15 protein-coding genes are annotated in these 18,296 nt (G+C 39.6%); 7 read left to right on the forward strand and 8 right to left on the reverse strand.

The window, feature by feature from the left end:
• Window positions 1–93: 93 nt before the first annotated feature.
• Entirely contained in the window at window positions 94–960 is an 867-nt protein-coding gene (locus tag BEGALDRAFT_RS01330; protein ID WP_002682887.1) for a class I SAM-dependent methyltransferase, read from the forward strand.
• A gap of 71 nt (window positions 961–1,031) precedes the next feature.
• The gene (gene pdsS, locus BEGALDRAFT_RS01335) at window positions 1,032–3,152 is read left to right on the forward strand and encodes a proteobacterial dedicated sortase system histidine kinase (protein WP_002682889.1); all 2,121 of its coding nucleotides are present in this window, start codon (window positions 1,032–1,034) and stop codon (window positions 3,150–3,152) included.
• A 426-nt stretch (window positions 3,153–3,578) separates the two neighbouring features.
• Here the strand turns inward: pdsS and BEGALDRAFT_RS01340 are convergent, their stop codons facing one another.
• From BEGALDRAFT_RS01340 to BEGALDRAFT_RS01355, 4 genes are all read right to left on the reverse strand, one after another.
• Window positions 3,579–3,812: a hypothetical protein gene (locus tag BEGALDRAFT_RS01340; RefSeq protein ID WP_002682891.1), complete on the reverse strand. Its 234-nt coding sequence runs from the start codon at window positions 3,810–3,812 to the stop codon at window positions 3,579–3,581.
• 324 nt (window positions 3,813–4,136) lie between these two features.
• Window positions 4,137–6,278: a beta-propeller fold lactonase family protein gene (locus tag BEGALDRAFT_RS01345; protein ID WP_002682893.1), complete on the reverse strand. Its 2,142-nt coding sequence runs from the start codon at window positions 6,276–6,278 to the stop codon at window positions 4,137–4,139.
• Window positions 6,279–6,618: 340 nt separating this feature from the next.
• A complete protein-coding gene (locus tag BEGALDRAFT_RS01350) occupies window positions 6,619–7,734 on the reverse strand; it encodes a sensor histidine kinase (RefSeq protein WP_002682895.1) in 1,116 nt (371 codons plus the stop codon).
• A gap of 32 nt (window positions 7,735–7,766) precedes the next feature.
• Entirely contained in the window at window positions 7,767–8,756 is a 990-nt protein-coding gene (locus BEGALDRAFT_RS01355) for a diguanylate cyclase domain-containing protein (protein WP_002682896.1), read from the reverse strand.
• Window positions 8,757–8,955: 199 nt separating this feature from the next.
• On the opposite strand from BEGALDRAFT_RS01355, the gene BEGALDRAFT_RS01360 reads away from it, so the two are divergent.
• Window positions 8,956–9,540 carry a thermonuclease family protein gene (locus tag BEGALDRAFT_RS01360; RefSeq protein WP_002682898.1) on the forward strand — a complete coding sequence of 195 codons (585 nt, stop codon included), beginning with the start codon at window positions 8,956–8,958 and terminating at the stop codon, window positions 9,538–9,540.
• A gap of 67 nt (window positions 9,541–9,607) precedes the next feature.
• Here the strand turns inward: BEGALDRAFT_RS01360 and BEGALDRAFT_RS01365 are convergent, their stop codons facing one another.
• The 3 genes from BEGALDRAFT_RS01365 to BEGALDRAFT_RS01375 form a co-directional block, all read right to left on the reverse strand.
• Entirely contained in the window at window positions 9,608–10,396 is a 789-nt protein-coding gene (locus tag BEGALDRAFT_RS01365) for a slipin family protein (RefSeq protein WP_002682900.1), read from the reverse strand.
• Window positions 10,397–10,480: 84 nt separating this feature from the next.
• Window positions 10,481–11,362: an ATP-binding protein gene (locus BEGALDRAFT_RS01370; RefSeq protein WP_002682902.1), complete on the reverse strand. Its 882-nt coding sequence runs from the start codon at window positions 11,360–11,362 to the stop codon at window positions 10,481–10,483.
• Window positions 11,363–11,431: 69 nt separating this feature from the next.
• Window positions 11,432–11,953 (reverse strand): disulfide bond formation protein B, encoded by a 522-nt coding sequence (locus tag BEGALDRAFT_RS01375; RefSeq protein WP_002682903.1) that lies wholly within the window; start codon window positions 11,951–11,953, stop codon window positions 11,432–11,434.
• Window positions 11,954–12,367: 414 nt separating this feature from the next.
• Between BEGALDRAFT_RS01375 and rlmE the strand changes: the two genes are divergently transcribed.
• From rlmE to groL, 4 genes are all read left to right on the forward strand, one after another.
• A complete protein-coding gene (gene rlmE, locus BEGALDRAFT_RS01380; protein WP_002682904.1) occupies window positions 12,368–12,988 on the forward strand; it encodes a 23S rRNA (uridine(2552)-2'-O)-methyltransferase RlmE in 621 nt (206 codons plus the stop codon).
• Between the two features lie 43 nt (window positions 12,989–13,031).
• Window positions 13,032–14,966 (forward strand): ATP-dependent zinc metalloprotease FtsH, encoded by a 1,935-nt coding sequence (ftsH, locus tag BEGALDRAFT_RS01385; protein ID WP_002682906.1) that lies wholly within the window; start codon window positions 13,032–13,034, stop codon window positions 14,964–14,966.
• 265 nt (window positions 14,967–15,231) lie between these two features.
• Window positions 15,232–15,519, forward strand: coding sequence for a co-chaperone GroES (groES, locus tag BEGALDRAFT_RS01390; RefSeq protein ID WP_002682908.1), 288 nt, complete (start codon window positions 15,232–15,234; stop codon window positions 15,517–15,519).
• A gap of 54 nt (window positions 15,520–15,573) precedes the next feature.
• Window positions 15,574–17,226 carry a chaperonin GroEL gene (gene groL / locus BEGALDRAFT_RS01395; protein ID WP_002682911.1) on the forward strand — a complete coding sequence of 551 codons (1,653 nt, stop codon included), beginning with the start codon at window positions 15,574–15,576 and terminating at the stop codon, window positions 17,224–17,226.
• 709 nt (window positions 17,227–17,935) lie between these two features.
• On the opposite strand, the gene BEGALDRAFT_RS01400 is transcribed toward groL, so the two are convergent.
• A complete protein-coding gene (locus tag BEGALDRAFT_RS01400) occupies window positions 17,936–18,202 on the reverse strand; it encodes a hypothetical protein (protein WP_040294839.1) in 267 nt (88 codons plus the stop codon).
• Window positions 18,203–18,296: the final 94 nt, after the last annotated feature.

Here is an 18,296-nt window from a genome sequence, read left to right on the forward strand (position 1 = left end):
GGATTTCAAGAAAATTTACTGTTTTGCTGTTTTATTGGGTTGAATGGCTGTATTTGTTTTCTTTTCTTTCATTTTCTTACTTAAGTATTGTTTATGGTGATGTCATTGGAATTATTGGAATATCCTGCCTGTCCTTTGTGTGGGCTTAATCAGCCTAAGCCTGAAAGTCCTTATCAGTTTTCACCGTATCAGGTGGTCGAATGTGGGGGCTGTGGCTTATGGTATTTGTCGCCCCGCTTGAAGGAGGCGGAAATTTTAAAAATTTATGCAAATTCTGATTATTTTAAAGGTGGTGGCGCACATGGGTATGCACAGACGCAGGGGTCTTATTTGGAGCAGGCGACGGGTTTGCGTTTAACCTTTCGGCAGTTGTTGAAAAAAATCAGGCAACAGGGCTTATTAGGCGAGGATTTGTTAGAAATTGGTTGTGGTTATGGGTTTTTATTGGCTGAGGCAAAACCATTTTGTCAGCGGTTGAGCGCGACGGATTTTGATGCGGAGGCGGTTGCGCGGGTGCGTGAAACGGGAGTAACGGTGTATTTAGGCGGTGTCGATGCCCTGCCTGAAGGTCAACAGTTTGATACGGTAATTTCTACAGGTGTTATCGAGCATATTTACAACCCACATGAATTTTTACAGCGGTTAAAACCACATTTAAAGCCTAATGCGTGGGTAATTCTTGCCGCACCCCCGATGAATAGTTTTTGGTTGAAATTGCAGGGGAAAAATTGGGCTTCGTTTAAAATTCCTGAACATGTGGTGTATTACGATAAAAATACGTTAAAACAGCTATTTGTTATGAATGGTGCGGTTGAAACACGTTATATTCCTTATTCGCAGGCTTATCCTTTAGGCATGATTGCGGAAAAATTGGGGGTTGTTGTACCGCGTTGGGTGCAAGGATGGAATATTTGGCTACCTGCAACGATGTTTGCAATGGCGGGGCGGTTTACGACATAACATTGATGGTTATTAGTGTTGGCTTTCGTTTTTCTTTTTTAGACTTATTCGCTTTAGTGTGAGTTCAAACGATGACTTTAAGTATTCGCAGTAAAGTTTTATTGTTATCATTGAGTTTATTATCAGTCCCTTATGTAGGATATGAATATGTGCGTGAAATGGAAATTTATTTGCGCGAAAATTTGGAAACCTCTTTAAAAGATAGCGCGAAAGCCATTGCCAGCGTTTTAAATGATAAACCTGATTTATTTAATCGTACTTTATTAGATACTGTTCAAGCAGACCCCTTTATTAAACTGCCTGAATATTCCTTGCGTAATTCTATCCAATTAGATGGCAATATTGATGATTGGCGAGAAGTCATTGATTATATAAAAGAGTATGACGATAACTATTTATTATACAGTCACAGTAGTTATATGCCTTACTCATCTAGTTTTCAGTTAATACTCAGTCGTAGCAAAAGCCATTTGTTTGCTTTATTTATCGTGCGTGACGATAAAATTATTTATCGCCCTTCTTCAGGGGTGAACGTAGAGCAGGGCGACCATATCGAAATTGTTTTACAAGAAATAGATGGACGTTTTTATCGTCATCTGATTCCCCCCACAAATGACGGTTGGGTTACAGGCTATAAAGTATCTAACCGTGGCACTTATTACATTCCTGATACAGATTCTCGAATTCAAGCGCATTGGTCAGTCACAAAGGCGGGTTATGTGGTTGAGGTGCGTATCCCCTTACAGATTCTAAGCGGTGAGCGCATGGGTTTTGCTGTTGCGGATGTCGATGATAATAACGAGCGCGTCTTACGCAGTGTTATTGGAACATCAGCGATTCGTTATCGAGATGAAAACAAAAGTCGATTCGTTTATGAGCCTGAGGCTGAAGGTATTTTAACCGCTTTAGGGGAAACCGCAGGGCGACGAGTGTGGGTTTTAGACCAACAGCGACGAGTATTAGCCAAACGGGGCGATTTACAGCGCGATTTAGGCGAAAACCCCTTAAATTCATTTTTTAGCTTGTTATTACCCTCTAATTTAGAAGAATTTAATGAAGCACATGATAACAATCCTGAACGAATAGAGGAGGGGATAGAAGTGAATAAAGCCTTATTGGGTGAGCCAGAAAAACGGTGGCGTGGTACAAAAGATGAACAAGTCGTGATTGTCTCATTTGCGCATCCTGTTTGGGTAAATAAGCAAGTTGCGGGGGTTGTCGTGGTGGAAGAAACCAGTAACCGCATTCAAACCTTACAGCGTCAAGCAATTGCAAATTTATTTACTAAAACCTTGTTAATGTTCTTTTTTGTCGCTTTATTGCTAGTCTTTTTTGCAACCCGTTTGTCTTTCCGCTTGCGACGCTTACGTAATCAGGCAGAAGCCGCGATTGATAATAATGGACGTGTCACAACGACTAAAATCGGTTCTACTGCTAAAGATGAAATTGGCGATTTATCCCGCAGTTTCTCTGCAATTTTGGAAAAATTACAACAATACAATACCTATTTAGAAGGGATGTCTAGCCGACTATCGCATGAATTACGCACACCGATTGCTGTTGTCCGTTCTTCTTTAGAAAACTTAGAACAAGAAATTTTAGATAAAGAAGCAGCTATTTATATCGAACGTGCAAAACAAGGTATAGACCGCTTAAGCACTTTAATTACCCGTTTAAGCGAAGCTACACGGTTAGAACAAGCATTACAAAATGTAGAGCGGGAAAGCTTTGATTTAACAGAATTAGTGAATAGCTGTATTTCTGGTTATCGCCTTGCGTACCCACAGCAACGATTTTGGGCAGAATTAATCACTTATCCATTATCTATTGATGGCGCACCTGATTTAATTGCGCAAATGTTGGATAAATTAGTGTCGAATGCGGTAGATTTTTCTGACCCTGATATTCCTGTTCGGATTGAGTTACAACAAGAACGTAATACCGCGCGTTTACGAGTTATTAATCAGGGCACACCTTTACCACTAGATATGCAGGAACGTATTTTCGAATCGATGGTGTCTTTGCGAAATCATGCCCATAAAAAAGAACCTCATTTAGGCTTAGGCTTATATATGGTGCGTTTAATCGTCTGGTATCACGGCGGGAGTGTGAAAGCGGAAAATCAGGATGAAAAGATGGTTGCGTTTACGGTCAATTTACCTTTAAAACCTACTGAATTATTAATCAATTAAGGCAATTTTAAATTTATAACTTTGGTAGAGCTAACTTGAGTTCTGCGAGTTTTTTAAAAAAGACAACAGCTTGAATGTTGTAGGGTGGAATAGCGAAGCGTATTCCACCTTGAAATTCTGCAAAAACTGAGCAAAAACAGATTATAAATCGTAGGGTGGAATACGCTTTGCTATTCCACCCTACATTTTTTAGAAAAATTCTAAACGGTTTTCGCCACTCGCCGAACTAGCGTAAAGCAACCTGAGCTTGGCGAGTTTCTGTTAAAGAAACAATGGCTTGTCTGAATCAGAATTCACAAAATTTTCAGAATTAGCAGAATTAAAAAGCGTGATTCATCTTACTTTTTGGTTTAAGGGTTTTAAATCCTACTAATCCTGATTCAGACAAAAAAAGACCTGTGTCGTTTTAACACTACGCACGATGATTTAAGTCATTGCAGGCGCACGAATAACGGCTTTAGTCCCTTCCCATGTTAAAACACCATCACAGGATAAGTGCCATTTATAAACCCCTTCCGCAATTTCATCTTTAGTCCCAAATGTGGGCACTAAACATAAAACATCTGTTGCTAAATGTTCTTTTCCATCCACGATAATACGCCAAACATAGGCTTGATTTTCAGTGTTTTCATATTGCGTATTAAAACGTAAGCTAATCATGTTCATCCCAAGCATAAAGCGTTTATAAAAATATCCCCAGTCTAACAAAAATTATTTTGTATTGTCAGACTGTTTCTTTATAAGGGTATAGATTTAAATACCTTACATTAACCTGAGTTCTGCGAGTTTCTTTTAAAAAGACAAACATTTGTCTGAATCAGGATTTTCAGAATTAACAGAATTAGCAGAATTTAAAACCCTCAAACCCAAAAGTCAGGTGAATGACGCTTTTTAATCCTGCTAATCCTGAAAATTCCTGTGAATCCTGATTCAGATAAGCTGTTGTCTTTTTAAAAGAAACGCGCCGTACTCAGGTTAATAATATTAGCGGATTGTAATATCTATCGGATTTGCACTATAGACAACTGTATGGTCAGCCAGTCGATAACCAAAACGAACAATTAAACGTCCTGTCGCAACAAAATTACCGCTGTACATGGTCACGTAGTAATCCCCTGATAATACATCAGATGTTAGTGAGGTTAACGCAGATAATTGGTTATTCCATAAAGCAGGGTTGTACCCATCCATCATAAATGGGGCAATCTCTGTAATATTTGGCGGTGAGTAATACGCAAAGACAAGAATTTCTGCTACTTGAGTACGGTGTGCAGGTTCAACAGTAACCCGCCCCTTGACGACAACAGATTGCGCTAAAACAACGCTTTGTACAGGTAAAAAAGTCCCTTGATTGACAGCAATGCCACCATAAAAAGTAGAAACAGAACTAATCGAATTATTTGCGCCATCATACGCAACCGCGCCACCCAATAAGGGAACATTAGTTACTGTTGCGGACGTATTTTGTTCACTGCTGACGGTATAGCCTGTGTCATCAGGGGGTAAATCACCATAACTGGTGTTAATTTCCCAACTGCCCTCAGCGGGAAAACTGGTGTCATACTGGGCGTTATTCTCTTCTTCCAGCGTGACATCTGTTTGCGTGGGTTGTAACGTATCAGGATTGCCATCCCATGGTTGCCATTCCCACGATTCAGGCTCGCTCCCTGTTGGGACTAACATCCAATCGCCTGCATCATCATCCGCACGTAATAAGGTTTTACGTAGTTTTGCCGTTATGTAAATATTGACGCTTGACCCAATTTGCTCAGGATTTCTAATACTAATAGAGAGCTGCGTTTTTTCGCCCAGTCCAATCGTATTTTGTAATAAATTACCAACGAATAAGTTACCGAAGAAACTGGCTTGAGAGCGAAATGAGCCGATGATTTGCCCGTCTTTATCAATATTAAAACCTAGTCCCAAGCCTAAAAAATCCGTTGGATAATTGGCAATGCTGAAAATCACTAATGCATTGTCTTTACTAGAAGCGACATATAAGGAGTGACCATCAGGGCTAATACTCATCGCCCGCGCCTCAGTCAGCACGGTATCCGAACTTGTAAACACTTCGTCCAGCAAAACCTTACCTGTTAATAAATTACGTGATAAAGAGGCAACTTTCCCCCCCAAACTCGCAATATACAATGTTCTATCATCATCACTGACGGCTAACGTCATCGGTTGGTCTAAAAAAGCTGTTTCCGTATTTTCATTGCCCACAGCTTCTACAAAACTTAAAAAGCCTGTGTCTGTGTTACGACTAAAGATAACTAATTTATCGCTACTTAACCCTAAGGCATATAAAAAACGATTATCACGACTTAAGAGTAATGCACTAACGCCTTCCAAGCCTGTGACGTTATCAATATCACTGCTTACTGTTTGTAAATACGCTAAATTTCCAGCACTTAAACGACGAAAAACCACAATACTATGACTATTTTGTCCAGAAACATAAACATATTGACCATCTGTTGTGGTAATCACTGTATTTGCACCAGTTAACCCACTCACTCCATTAACACCATCTTGCTGCATTTCTAATAAGGTTAAATGACCGCTGGATAAATCTCTTTTAAAAACAAACAAAATAGATTCTGATTGACTAACAACATAAACAAACTGACCATCAGGGCTTGCAACTAATGATGTTAACGTGCCGAACGTCAATAATCGCCCACTTTGCTGTACTTCTACAAAAGTTAATAACCCTGTTTCTACATCACGGCTAAACACAACAACTGCATTATCTGCCGCCACATAAAGATTTAAGCCGTCAGGGCTAAACACCACTGCTTGAATGGCAGAAAGCCCCGAAATATTTTGAATAGAATCATTATTAAAATAACTGGCTAATAAACTTAATTTACCTGTATTCAGATTACGCTCAAACAATAACAATGCATCATCCGCAAGACTAGCAACAACCACCTGTTTATTATCAGGACTTACCGCAACTGCCCACGGACTATTCAAAAAAATATCGCTATTGCTATCCACAACACCTGTAATATGTAATTTTTCAGCCGCGCTCTGTGTACCAAACCCCATGAAGCCAAACATAACCAGCAAACAACAACCGTACACAATATTTCGCGTTAAGGGTAAATAAATGTTCATCATTTTTGTCCTAACGGTTTAAAAGAATTCACTCTTTACTGCTACTTCTTCCTTAAGTGTAGTGGGATTAAAATAAGCCGAGAGAACAATCTGTTAATTCAATCTTTATAATCATCAATATTGTGGGTTAAAAGTTTTATGATTTAGTTGGCTTTTATACCCAGCAATAGGCATGAGGAGACCTAAAACAGAAATATTTTTACAATTCTTTCTGTCTTATTGCCTTGGGAATACATTCGAATGAAGATGATTCAGTATATAAAACGCTTCAAGCGTTCTATGCGCTTGAGAGAAGGAAAGGTGAAATACTGTTTGATGACATTGATAATTCTGAGCTTTTTAATTAAGCGTCTTTCGCAGGCAATGTGAAATAAAAAATACTCCCTTTATTTAATTCACTCTCCACACCAACTTGTCCATCTAATTTATGGATAATACGTTGAACAATAGATAAACCTAAGCCATGCCCTTCTTCAGAACCTGTTGTTACGCGGGAAAACGGTGCAAACAGTTTCGCTTGTGCATCTGGCGTTAAACCCTTGCCATTATCACGCACCCAAAAACGCACGAAACGCCCTTCACGAGTTGACCCCAAATGTAAATAAGGGGGTTTTCCGCCATATTTCAATGCATTGCTTAAATAATTAGCCCAAACTTCCTCAATCCATTGCGGATAACCAACAGCCTGCTCCCATTGTTCAGGTAAAACAATTTGTCCTTGATGCTCAATAAATAACTGCATCAAGCGTTGTTGTACATTATTAATAATTTGCGTCATGTCTAAAGACTCAGTTTTAATCTGCTCTTTAGAAATTTTTGCTAGTAACAACAAGCTATTAACAATCTCAACCATTTTCTGTCCCGTTTGGAACATGATTTGTAGATAGTTCAATGATTGAGCATCTAACTGATTCATATTTAATAATAAATCAGTAAGTCCTATCATCGCACTTAATGGATTTTTTAAATCATGTGCAACCGTATGAGCAAATGCATCTAACTCACTATTTTTATCGCTCAACTCTTTATTTTTTCTAGCTAACTCGTTATTATTACTCTCTAATTCCTGTTGTAAACGGCGAATCGTTAAATGCGTATTAATACGGGCTAAGACTTCTTCTTGATGAAATGGCTTAGTCACATAATCGACCGCCCCCATCTCTAACCCTTTGATTTTATCGACAGTATCAGCTAAAGCAGTCATAAAAATAACAGGAATATCAGCCGTCTTAGGATTCGATTTTAAATATTGACAGGTTTCAAACCCATCAATACCAGGCATCATAATATCTAATAAAATCAAGTTTGGGCGAATAGATTCAGCAATTTGTAAAGCATTCTCACCATTACGTGCGACTAATACTTCAAAGCCTTTTTCGCTGAGAAATTCGAATAAAATACCCACATTTGCAGGTACATCATCGACAATTAAAATATTTGGCAACTCTTTATTTAACATAATTAAAATTCGCTTAAATAAATACTAGATTCTTAAGAAGCAAGCTTTTCAAAATCTTGAAAAACCGTTTGATTTCTGCCTTGCTCTTTTGCCATATATAAAGCCCTATCTGCAACATAGATTAACTGCTCTGCATTAATTCCCAATTTAGGAATGACCGTACTAATACCAATGCTTAACGTAATATAATTCGAGATTTTTGATTTCTTGTGCTGAACTTGCAAGGTTGCAATGGCTTGATGAATCGCCTGAGCAATTTGCATTGCACCCTCTTGATGCGTATTAGGCAAAATAATTGCGAACTCCTCCCCCCCATAACGTGCTGCTAAATCAATAGAACGCTTTACACAATTGCTTAAGGTATTCGCAATTTGTTTCAAGCATTCATCTCCTGCTTGATGTCCATACGCATCGTTATAATCTTTAAAAAAATCAACATCACACATCATTAAAGTTAAGGGATACGCAACTCTCAACATTTGCGACCACTGTAGTTGCAAATACTCATCAAAGCGTCGTCGATTAGCGATTTGGGTTAAACCATCCTGACTGACTAAATCGGCTAATTCTTTATTAGCTTTTTGTAAAGCAATTTCTTTTTCTTGCAGTTCTCGATTTTTTTTCTGTAATTCTGTCTGCAAATAATGAATTTTTAAATGTGTACTAACCCTTGCTAAGACTTCTTCTTGATGAAAAGGTTTCGTTACATAATCTACTGCACCTAGTTTAAACCCTTTTACTTTATCAACAATATCTGTTAATGCCGTCATAAAAATAATAGGAATTTCTCGATTTTTTTCATCTGCTTTAATACGACGACAGATTTCAAATCCATCAATACCTGGCATCATGATATCTAATAAAATTAAATGAGGATGGGCACTGTCGACGATTTGCAACGCACTTTCCCCATTACGTGCAACCAAGACTTCAAAGCCATTTTCTGACAAAAAGTCAAATAAAACACCCACATTCGCAGGGACATCATCGACAATTAAAATAGTTGGAGCTTCTTCTTGCATGGGGGTTTAATTGAAAAATTCAAAAGTAGTGCACTTGGTTAGCTTATCAAAGCCGTTTCATTAAGGAAACCTGAATAACCTATTTTTATAAAATATTGATTTAGTTAAAATCACCTGATTGGTAGTTTCACTAAAAGATTGTTCACGCTACTATGTCATTTTTCCTCCATTCATTTCGACGCTGTAGTGATAATTGCTGATGTCAACTAAAAAAAACTTATTAGAAGCTAAAGTAACACATGTATCCGATGGGGATACATTAAAAGCAAATTGTGATAATGGACTCACGATTACTGTCCGCTTAGACAGTATTGATGCCCCTGAAAAAGCGCAACCTTATGGTGCAGAGGCAAAAGAGGCTCTAGCTACGTTAGTACTGAATAAGGACATTAAAATCGAACAAACTGCACAAGACCGTTATGGGCGTATTGTTGGTAAAGTGTATCGTGGTCGAACTTATGTCAATGAAGAAATGGTTAAAAATGGTCATGCTTGGGTTTATCAACAGTATGCAAATGAACCTACTTTTGCAAAGTTGGAAGAAAAAGCTCAACAAGCAAAATTAGGATTATGGGCGTTACCAAAGGCAAAACGGATGCCACCATGGGAATGGCGCAAACTCCAAAAAGAGAAGAGTGAGGCAATTCAAGCCGTCAAAGAGATGAATAAAAAATCATCAACCAGTTGGTTATCTTGGGTATTAGGGATTATTGGCGTTGGTGCAGTTGCGGGTGTTGGCTATTTGTGGTTTACAGGACAATTGAGCCAATTATTGGGTGGCTAGACGGGTCGCAAAACCTGCTAATTGCATGAATATTAGCAGGTTTACAGCAGTTAACCAAACGTGATTTTTAACCCTTCGCGCTTCTATCCTCGGCATAGGCTTTTAATGCACCTTGCAAAGGCGTAATTAAATCCATGGGAAGTGGGAAAACAATTGTATGGCTTTTATCATCTGAGGAAATATCATTCAGCGTTTGCAAATAGCGTAATTGCATCGCTTGTGGTTGTGTTGCCAAAATTTTCGCCGCTTGTACCAACTTTTGCGAAGCCTGCAATTCCCCGTCTGCATGAATGATTTTTGCCCGCCGTTCCCGTTCGGCTTCGGCTTGTCGTGCCATCGCACGAATCATATTTTCATTTAAATCAATGTGTTTAATTTCCACATTGCTGACTTTAATACCCCAGTCATCTGTTTGTTTATCCAGTATTTCTTGAATATCTTTATTTAACTTATCTCGTTCTGACAACATTTCATCTAATTCATGATGTCCTAACACAGAACGAAGTGTGGTTTGTGCTAATTGACTGGTTGCTTGTTGATAATCTTCAACTTGAATCACCGCTCTTTCAGGCTCGATAATCCGAAAATAAATCACCGCGTTTACTTTGACAGATACGTTATCGCGGGAAATCACATCTTGACTTGGCACATCCATCACAACAGTGCGTAATTCCACCTTCATCATCTGTTGCAGAAAAGGAATCAGGATAATCAAACCGGGCCCTTTAACGCATTGATAACGTCCTAAAAAGAATACAACCCCGCGCTCATACTCCCGTAATATCTTAATTGTGTTGTATAAAAAAATGATAACTACGACAGCGAAAAAAACCATCAGATTAAAATCTACACCCATCAGTTCAACTCCTATATGACGCAATAATAGATAATGAGATAAATCGCACAGATGATGAATAACTAATGTGACTCAATAAATACACTATTTTTCAATAATGCCCTGCTGTCCTGCCCAATCTCGCGCAAACTGCCAAGCTGAACGCCCACTTCTTGAACCGCGTGTTAATGCCCACTGTAACGCCATTTTACGCATTTCAGGATTTTCAAGGTCGGTTGCACCTAACTGCACCAACCAATAGCGTACAATTGCTAAATATTCATCCTGATTAAAAGGATAGAAGGAGAGCCATAAGCCAAAGCGTTCTGATAAAGAAATTTTTTCTTCAACGGCTTCGCCTTGGTGAATTTCGCCTTCGGGCGTATAAGTTGCTTCTAAATTTTCCTTCATATATTCAGGCAATAAATGCCGACGATTAGACGTTGCATAAATCAAAACATTGCGTGGTGGCGCGCTGATAGAACCATCTAACACACTTTTTAATGCTTTATAACTCGCATCTTCTTTTTCAAACGACAAATCGTCACTGAAAATAATAAAGCGTTCAGAACGATTATATAAGTTATCAACAATATCAGGTAAATCAATTAAATCCTGTTTATCTACTTCAATCAAACGTAAGCCTTGCGTGGCATATTCATTTAATAACGCCTTAATTAATGAGGATTTACCTGTACCACGAGACCCCCACAACAACACATTATTGGCAGGACAATGACGGATAAATTGTTGTGTATTACGGTTTATTAAGGCTTTTTGCGCATCTATCCCTTGTAAATCCGCTAAACGAATATCATGCGGATGATAAACCGCTTGTAACTCTCCATACTGCTGGCGTTTACGCCAACGACAAGCTCGGACATTTTCCCAATCAGGCGATGAGGGGGCTGGCGGGAAAAAGTGTTCTAAACGGTTTAATAAAAGTTCAGCACGTTCTAATAAAGGTTTTAAAGAATCGTTCATCATCAGGTCTTCAAAGCGTTTGACTTTAACCGCCAAACGCTAACGAGTGGAAAACTGAAAAAACAGGTCAACTTATGCAGATGTTGAAATAGGTTGAAACCGTTTAACTATCTGATAAATAGCTAAAAGCGCAAAAAAACCAAACCAGATAAATGTCCAACCCGCCATTGATAACCCTAAAAATTGCCAAGTGACCTCTGCACAAGAACCTGACCCCCGCCATAACGTTTCAACTGTTTTTAAAATCGGGAAATTATTCACCATAAATTCAAAATCAGGGCCACAAGCGGGAACTTGGTCTTCAGGTAAACTTTGCAACCATAACTGTCTGCCTGCAATTGCCATCCCACCGACTGCAAATAGGAATAAGAAAAAACTATAAATTTTATTCGCCCAGCCAAAAGAACCATGAATTAAACCAATCAGCGCGGTTAACCCAATCGCAATCATAACCAAGCGTTGCGCCATACATAATGGACAAGGTTCTAATCCAAGCACATACTGAAAGTAATAAGCAGCCATCATTAAGCTGACACATGCCAAAAAGATAAAAGCGTAAATGCTACGACGATTTGCCAAAATACTTTGTAACACGTTATAAAACCTCAAAAAGATAAATAGAAATAAAGTCAATTACAGCTTAATCATCATGACTTTGTGACATGAATTTTTTCTATTATAAGCACAATTAATGCGTGTGATATTTACGAAAAATTTATTTGCTATCTATGGCGATAAATCAGGGATTATTCCAACATAGCCGAGTTGTTTTTCTACTGTTACAATGGGTATTGCTTTATTTCAGTGAAATAGATAGTTTTAAGGAAAATGAATGATTATCAAATAAGAACTTGAGCAAAATTACACAAAAATCTATTAATTAGTAAAAAGTAAAAACAGCGTTTCAAACAGTGTCAGCCAGTGATGATATAGTATTGAAAAACTGTAAATTGATTAACCTAACATTTTTTTACTCGTCATTCGTTCCCATTAATACCCAAAACCCCAATGTCCAGAAGCAAAAGTAGTCATTCATGGTTGCAAGAACACCATTCCGATATGTATGTAAAACGTGCCCAATCTGAAGGGTATCGCTCACGAGCAGTGTATAAACTCGCTCAACTTGATGAAAAAGATAAACTCTTTCATCAAGGAATGACCGTCATCGATTTAGGTGCTGCACCAGGTGGCTGGTCTCAATGGTTAAAAAGTCATTTAGGCGACCAAGTGCGAATTTTCGCCCTTGATATTTTAGATATGGAACCTCTTGCAGGCGTTACCTTTATTAAAGGGGATTTCCGCGAACAAGTCGTTTTAGAGACATTACTGGCTCAATTAGGTGAGCATAAAGCCGATCTTGTAATGTCTGACATGTCCCCCAATATCACGGGCATAAAGGCAGTCGATCAACCCAGTGCGATGTTATTAGCGGAATTAGCGCGGGATTTAGCACTGCAAGTTTTGGCTAAAAATGGGCATTTTCTCGCAAAAATATTTCAAGGCGAAGGTTTTGACATGTTTGTTAAAGACTTACGCCAACATTTTAAACAAGTTGTGATTCGTAAACCTGATGCATCTCGTGCTCGTTCACCAGAGATTTACGTACTCGCAAAGTGTTATACTGCTTAATTCTTCTTTTTTTTATTTGTTTGTAGTCTAAAGAGGCAAGTCAATGAACGACATGGCAAAAAACCTCCTGCTCTGGGTCGTTATCGCCCTAGTGTTGATGATGGTGTTTAACAATTTTGGTCCTCGCACCACCACTGCACAGGCAATGGAATATTCAGAGTTTATTCGAAAGGTTCAGCAAAATCAGGTAACAAAAGTCGTTATCGAAGGTCGGATAATTAAAGGCTCTACCACCGATGGGCAAAGTTTTACAACCTATAACCCTGGTGACGACGGTTTAATCAATGACTTGCTGAAGCATCAAGTGCAAATCGACTCTCGTGCACCTGAGCAACAATCTTTATTGATGCAAATCTTTATTTCATGGTTCCCCATGCTGTTGTTATTTGGTATTTTGATTTTCTTCATGCGCCAAATGCAGGGCGGTGGCGGACGTGGCGCGCTGTCTTTTGGCAAAAGTCGCGCACGCATGATTGAAGAAGATCAGATTAAAGTCACCTTTGCTGATGTAGCAGGCGTAGAAGAGGCGAAAGAAGAAGTTGCCGAGTTAGTCGACTTTCTCCGTGACCCTGGAAAATTCCAAAATTTAGGCGGAAAAATTCCACGCGGTGTCTTAATGGTTGGCTCACCTGGTACAGGGAAAACTTTATTAGCCCGTGCCATTGCTGGTGAGGCAAAAGTCCCGTTTTTCACCATTTCAGGTTCTGACTTTGTTGAAATGTTCGTGGGCGTGGGGGCATCACGGGTGCGCGACATGTTTGAGCAAGCAAAAAAACACGCGCCTTGTATCATCTTCATCGATGAAATTGATGCCGTCGGTCGTCATCGTGGTGCGGGTTTAGGCGGTGGACATGATGAACGTGAACAAACCTTAAACCAATTACTGGTCGAGATGGATGGTTTTGAAGGCAATGAAGGGATTATCGTCATTGCGGCAACAAACCGCCCTGACGTGTTAGACCCTGCTTTATTACGTCCTGGTCGTTTTGACCGTCAAGTGGTTGTGCCCTTGCCTGATATTCGTGGACGTGAGCAAATTTTAAAAGTGCATATGCGTAAAGTGCCTATTGCTGAGGATGTCGTACCAAGTCTTATCGCACGGGGTACACCGGGTTTTTCAGGAGCGGACTTAGCTAACTTAGTCAATGAAGCCGCTTTATTTGCTGCACGGGCAAATAAACGACTGGTTGAGATGGGAGACTTTGAAAAAGCAAAAGATAAAGTCATGATGGGCGCAGAACGCCGTTCTATGGTGATGAGCGAAGATGAAAAACGCTTAACCGCTTATCATGAAGCAGGACACGCGATTGTAGGGCGTTTAGTACCAGAACATGACCCTGTGTATAAAGTCTCTATTATTCCACGCGGGCGAGCATTAGGCGTGACTTTCTTTTTACCTGAAACAGACCGTTACAGCGCGAGCAAACAACGTTTAGAAAGTCAAATTTCTAGCTTATTTGGCGGACGGATTGCCGAAGAGTTAATTTTTGGGGCGGACTATGTGACAACAGGCGCATCTAATGATATTCATCGGGCAACAGAATTGTCTCGCAAAATGGTGACAAAATGGGGCTTATCAGAACGGATGGGACCCTTAGCCTATGGGGATGAAAGTGGCGAAGTTTTCTTAGGACATACCGTCACTCAGCATAAGATGATGTCTGATGAAACCGCCCACATTATCGATGAAGAAATTCGTTCTTTTATTGACCGTAACTATGATCGGGCTAAAACGATTCTAACGGAAAATGTCACCATTCTGCATAAAATGGCTGATGCGTTAATGAAGTATGAAACCATCGACGCAGAACAAATTGATGCCTTAATGGCAGGAAGAGAGCCAGAACCGCCAAAAGACTGGGATGACCGTAGCAATCGGAACAATAAAAAACCTAACTCTGATGGCGATGTAGGTAATGTATCCTTGCAACCGAAAGAGCCTGATAGCCCCATTGGTGGCGCAGCTAGCTTACACTAATTAGCCATAGCTGAAGGTTGTTCCAATCAAAACGGATAACTGTCCTTAAAAACGGTTATCCGTTTTTTTTTGAGCGATTTTTTATAATGGCTTGTCTTTTCAAAAGATTTAAAATAGCGTGAAGTCGTCCGATAAAATTTATTTTTTTTCCTTGAAATTTGCGAAGTCTAGTCTTATTTTATCATTAGTAGCACTCACTGGCTAAGAGTGCTAATTATTTATCCGATTTCAATACACTAACACCAATAACCGCAGGGAGTTTTTAATGAAAATCCGTCCTTTACACGATAGAGTCATCATCAAACGTATGGAAGAAGAACGTAAAACCGCAGGTGGTATCGTCCTTCCTGATAGCGCGACTGAAAAACCTATTCGTGGGAAAGTGGTTGCTGTTGGCAAAGGTAAAATTTTAGAAAACGGCGATATCCGTCCTTTAGATGTCAAAGTTGATGATGTCGTTTTATTTGGTAAATATTCAGGGACTGAAGTCAAAGTTGACGGTGAAGATTTACTCGTCATGCGTGAAGAAGACATCATGGGTGTCTTAGCCTAATCTCCCCCCTGTTACCTATTTTTTATTTTAAATTCCTACCGAGGAAATATTCCAATGACAGCTAAAGATGTCCGTTTTTCTGATGACGCTCGCCAACAAATGTTACGTGGGGTCAATGTATTAGCCAATGCCGTTAAAGTCACTTTAGGTCCTAAAGGTCGTAACGTTGTTTTAGATAAAGCCTTTGGCGCGCCCACCGTCACCAAAGATGGTGTTTCCGTAGCGAAAGAAATCGAACTCGAAAATAAGTTCGAAAACATGGGCGCGCAAATGGTGAAAGAAGTGGCTTCACAAACTTCCGACATCGCAGGCGACGGCACCACCACCGCCACTGTATTAGCCCAATCCATTTTAGTCGAAGGTTTAAAAGCCGTTGCTGCTGGCATGAATCCTATGGATTTAAAACGCGGTATCGACAAAGCAGTGATTGCTGCCGTTGAAGAATTAAAGAAAATGTCTAAACCTTGCACCGATGACAAAGCCATTGCACAAGTCGGTACAATCTCTGCTAACTCCGATGAAGACATTGGCGGAATTATTGCCAAAGCCATGAAAAAAGTTGGTAAAGAAGGCGTAATTACCGTTGAAGAAGGCTCAGGCTTAGAAAACGAATTAGATGTTGTTGAAGGGATGCAATTTGACCGTGGTTACTTATCCCCTTACTTCATCAATAACCAACAAACCATGAGCGTTGAATTAGAAAATCCGCTTATCCTCTTATGCGATAAGAAGATTTCTAACATCCGTGAAATGATTCCCGTCTTAGAAGGTGTTGCCCGTCAAGGTCGCCCCTTATTCATCATTGCTGAAGACGTAGAAGGCGAAGCCTTAGCCACTTTAGTGGTCAACAATATTCGTGGTATCGTCAAAGTTGCTGCCGTTAAAGCCCCTGGGTTTGGCGACCGCCGCAAAGCCATGTTACAAGACATTGCTATTCTGACGGGTGGCACCGTGATTGCTGAAGAAATCGGCTTAAGCTTAGAAAAAGCCAGCTTAACCGACTTAGGCACTGCGAAAAAAGTTGTTATTACCAAAGACAACAGCACCATCATCGACGGTGCGGGTAAAAATGCAGACATCAAAGCCCGCGTTGGTCAAATTCGTCAACAAATCGAAGAAGCAACTTCTGATTATGACAAAGAAAAATTACAAGAGCGCGTTGCTAAATTAGCAGGCGGTGTAGCCGTTATCAAAGTCGGTGCAACCACCGAAATTGAAATGAAAGAGAAAAAAGCCCGCGTTGAAGATGCGTTACATGCAACCCGTGCAGCCGTTGAAGAGGGTGTCGTGCCCGGTGGTGGCGTTGCATTAGTCCGTGCTTTACAAGCGATTAAAAAGCTGAAAGGTGCAAACCATGACCAAGACGTAGGCATTAACATTGCCCGTCGTGCGATGGAAGAGCCTTTACGCCAAATCGTCGCTAATGCAGGCGGTGAACCCTCTGTGATTTTAAACAACATTTTAGAGGGCAAAGGTAACTATGGTTATAACGCTGCGAATGAAGAATTCGGCGATATGATCGAAATGGGTATTCTTGACCCAACCAAAGTAACCCGCACTGCTTTACAAAATGCTGCTTCTGTTTCTGGTTTAATGATTACCACAGAAGCCATGATTGCTGAATTACCTAAGAAAGATGATCATGCAGGTCATGGACATGGTGGCATGGGCGGTATGGGTGGTATGGACGGCATGGGCATGATGTAAGCCCTATCGTTTTAAACTCGCCTTTTAATTGCTGTTAAAAAACCTCGCTATTCAGCGGGGTTTTTTTATGGGTGAGTGTTTCTTAAAAAAAAACAGTGACTTGTCTGAGTCAGAATTCGCAGGATTAACAAGATTTAAAATCTTTAAATAACCTAACGCGAGTACGGCGAGATAATAGATATAAAACAGAGGATTAATGATAAAAGCGGACTGGAAGAAATAAAAAGTTGTACCTAAAGGAAAAATAGGAATAATGGAACATCACCAAACGCCCATCAGGACTTTCCAAAGGTACAACTAACGCTAGTTCAGCGAGTGGCGAAAACCTTTTAGAATTTTTCAACTAAAAAATGTAGGGTGGAATAGCGAAGCGTATTCCACCATACGATTTATAATCTTTTTTTGCTCAGTTTTTGCAGAATTTCAAGGTGGAATACGCTTCGCTATTCCACCCTACAACATTCAAGCTATTGTTTTTTTAAAAGAAACTCTCCGTACTCAGGTAGAATTAAAAAACGTTATTCGCATTAATCTTTTGGTTTAAGGGGTTTTAAATTCTGCTAATTCTGAAAATTCTGTGAATTCTGATTCAGACAAAAAAAAGCCTCAGTATATTGATACTGAGGCTTTTTTATTTCTATCGTCTTCAATAAACCGCCTGCTTTGGCGAATCAGCTGTAACATTTGAGCGATTTATATGATTGAACTCTCAAGTTTCAACCGCCTGCTTTGGCGAATCAGCTGTAACAGCGCGTCCTCTACGTAAATAATTCCTGTGCGTTTCAACCGCCTGCTTTGGCGAATCAGCTGTAACCCCGACGGTCAAAATAATCACATATTTTTCACTTGCTTGCAAGCCAAAATTTTCACGAAAAATCACCCAAAAAAGTAGAACTCTTTTGCATATTTCTTGCATAAGAAAATATATAATTAAATCAATGAAATATAAATACCGCTTTTCAAAAAAACTACCCATTTTACGACCCTCGAAAAGTAGAACTCTCTTCTTGATTTTAAAGGACTATTCTATTATTCCCGTTTATCCCGACGAGATGAATAACTCAATATTG

The organism is Beggiatoa alba B18LD, assembly GCF_000245015.1.
Classification (GTDB): Bacteria; Pseudomonadota; Gammaproteobacteria; order Beggiatoales; family Beggiatoaceae; genus Beggiatoa; species Beggiatoa alba.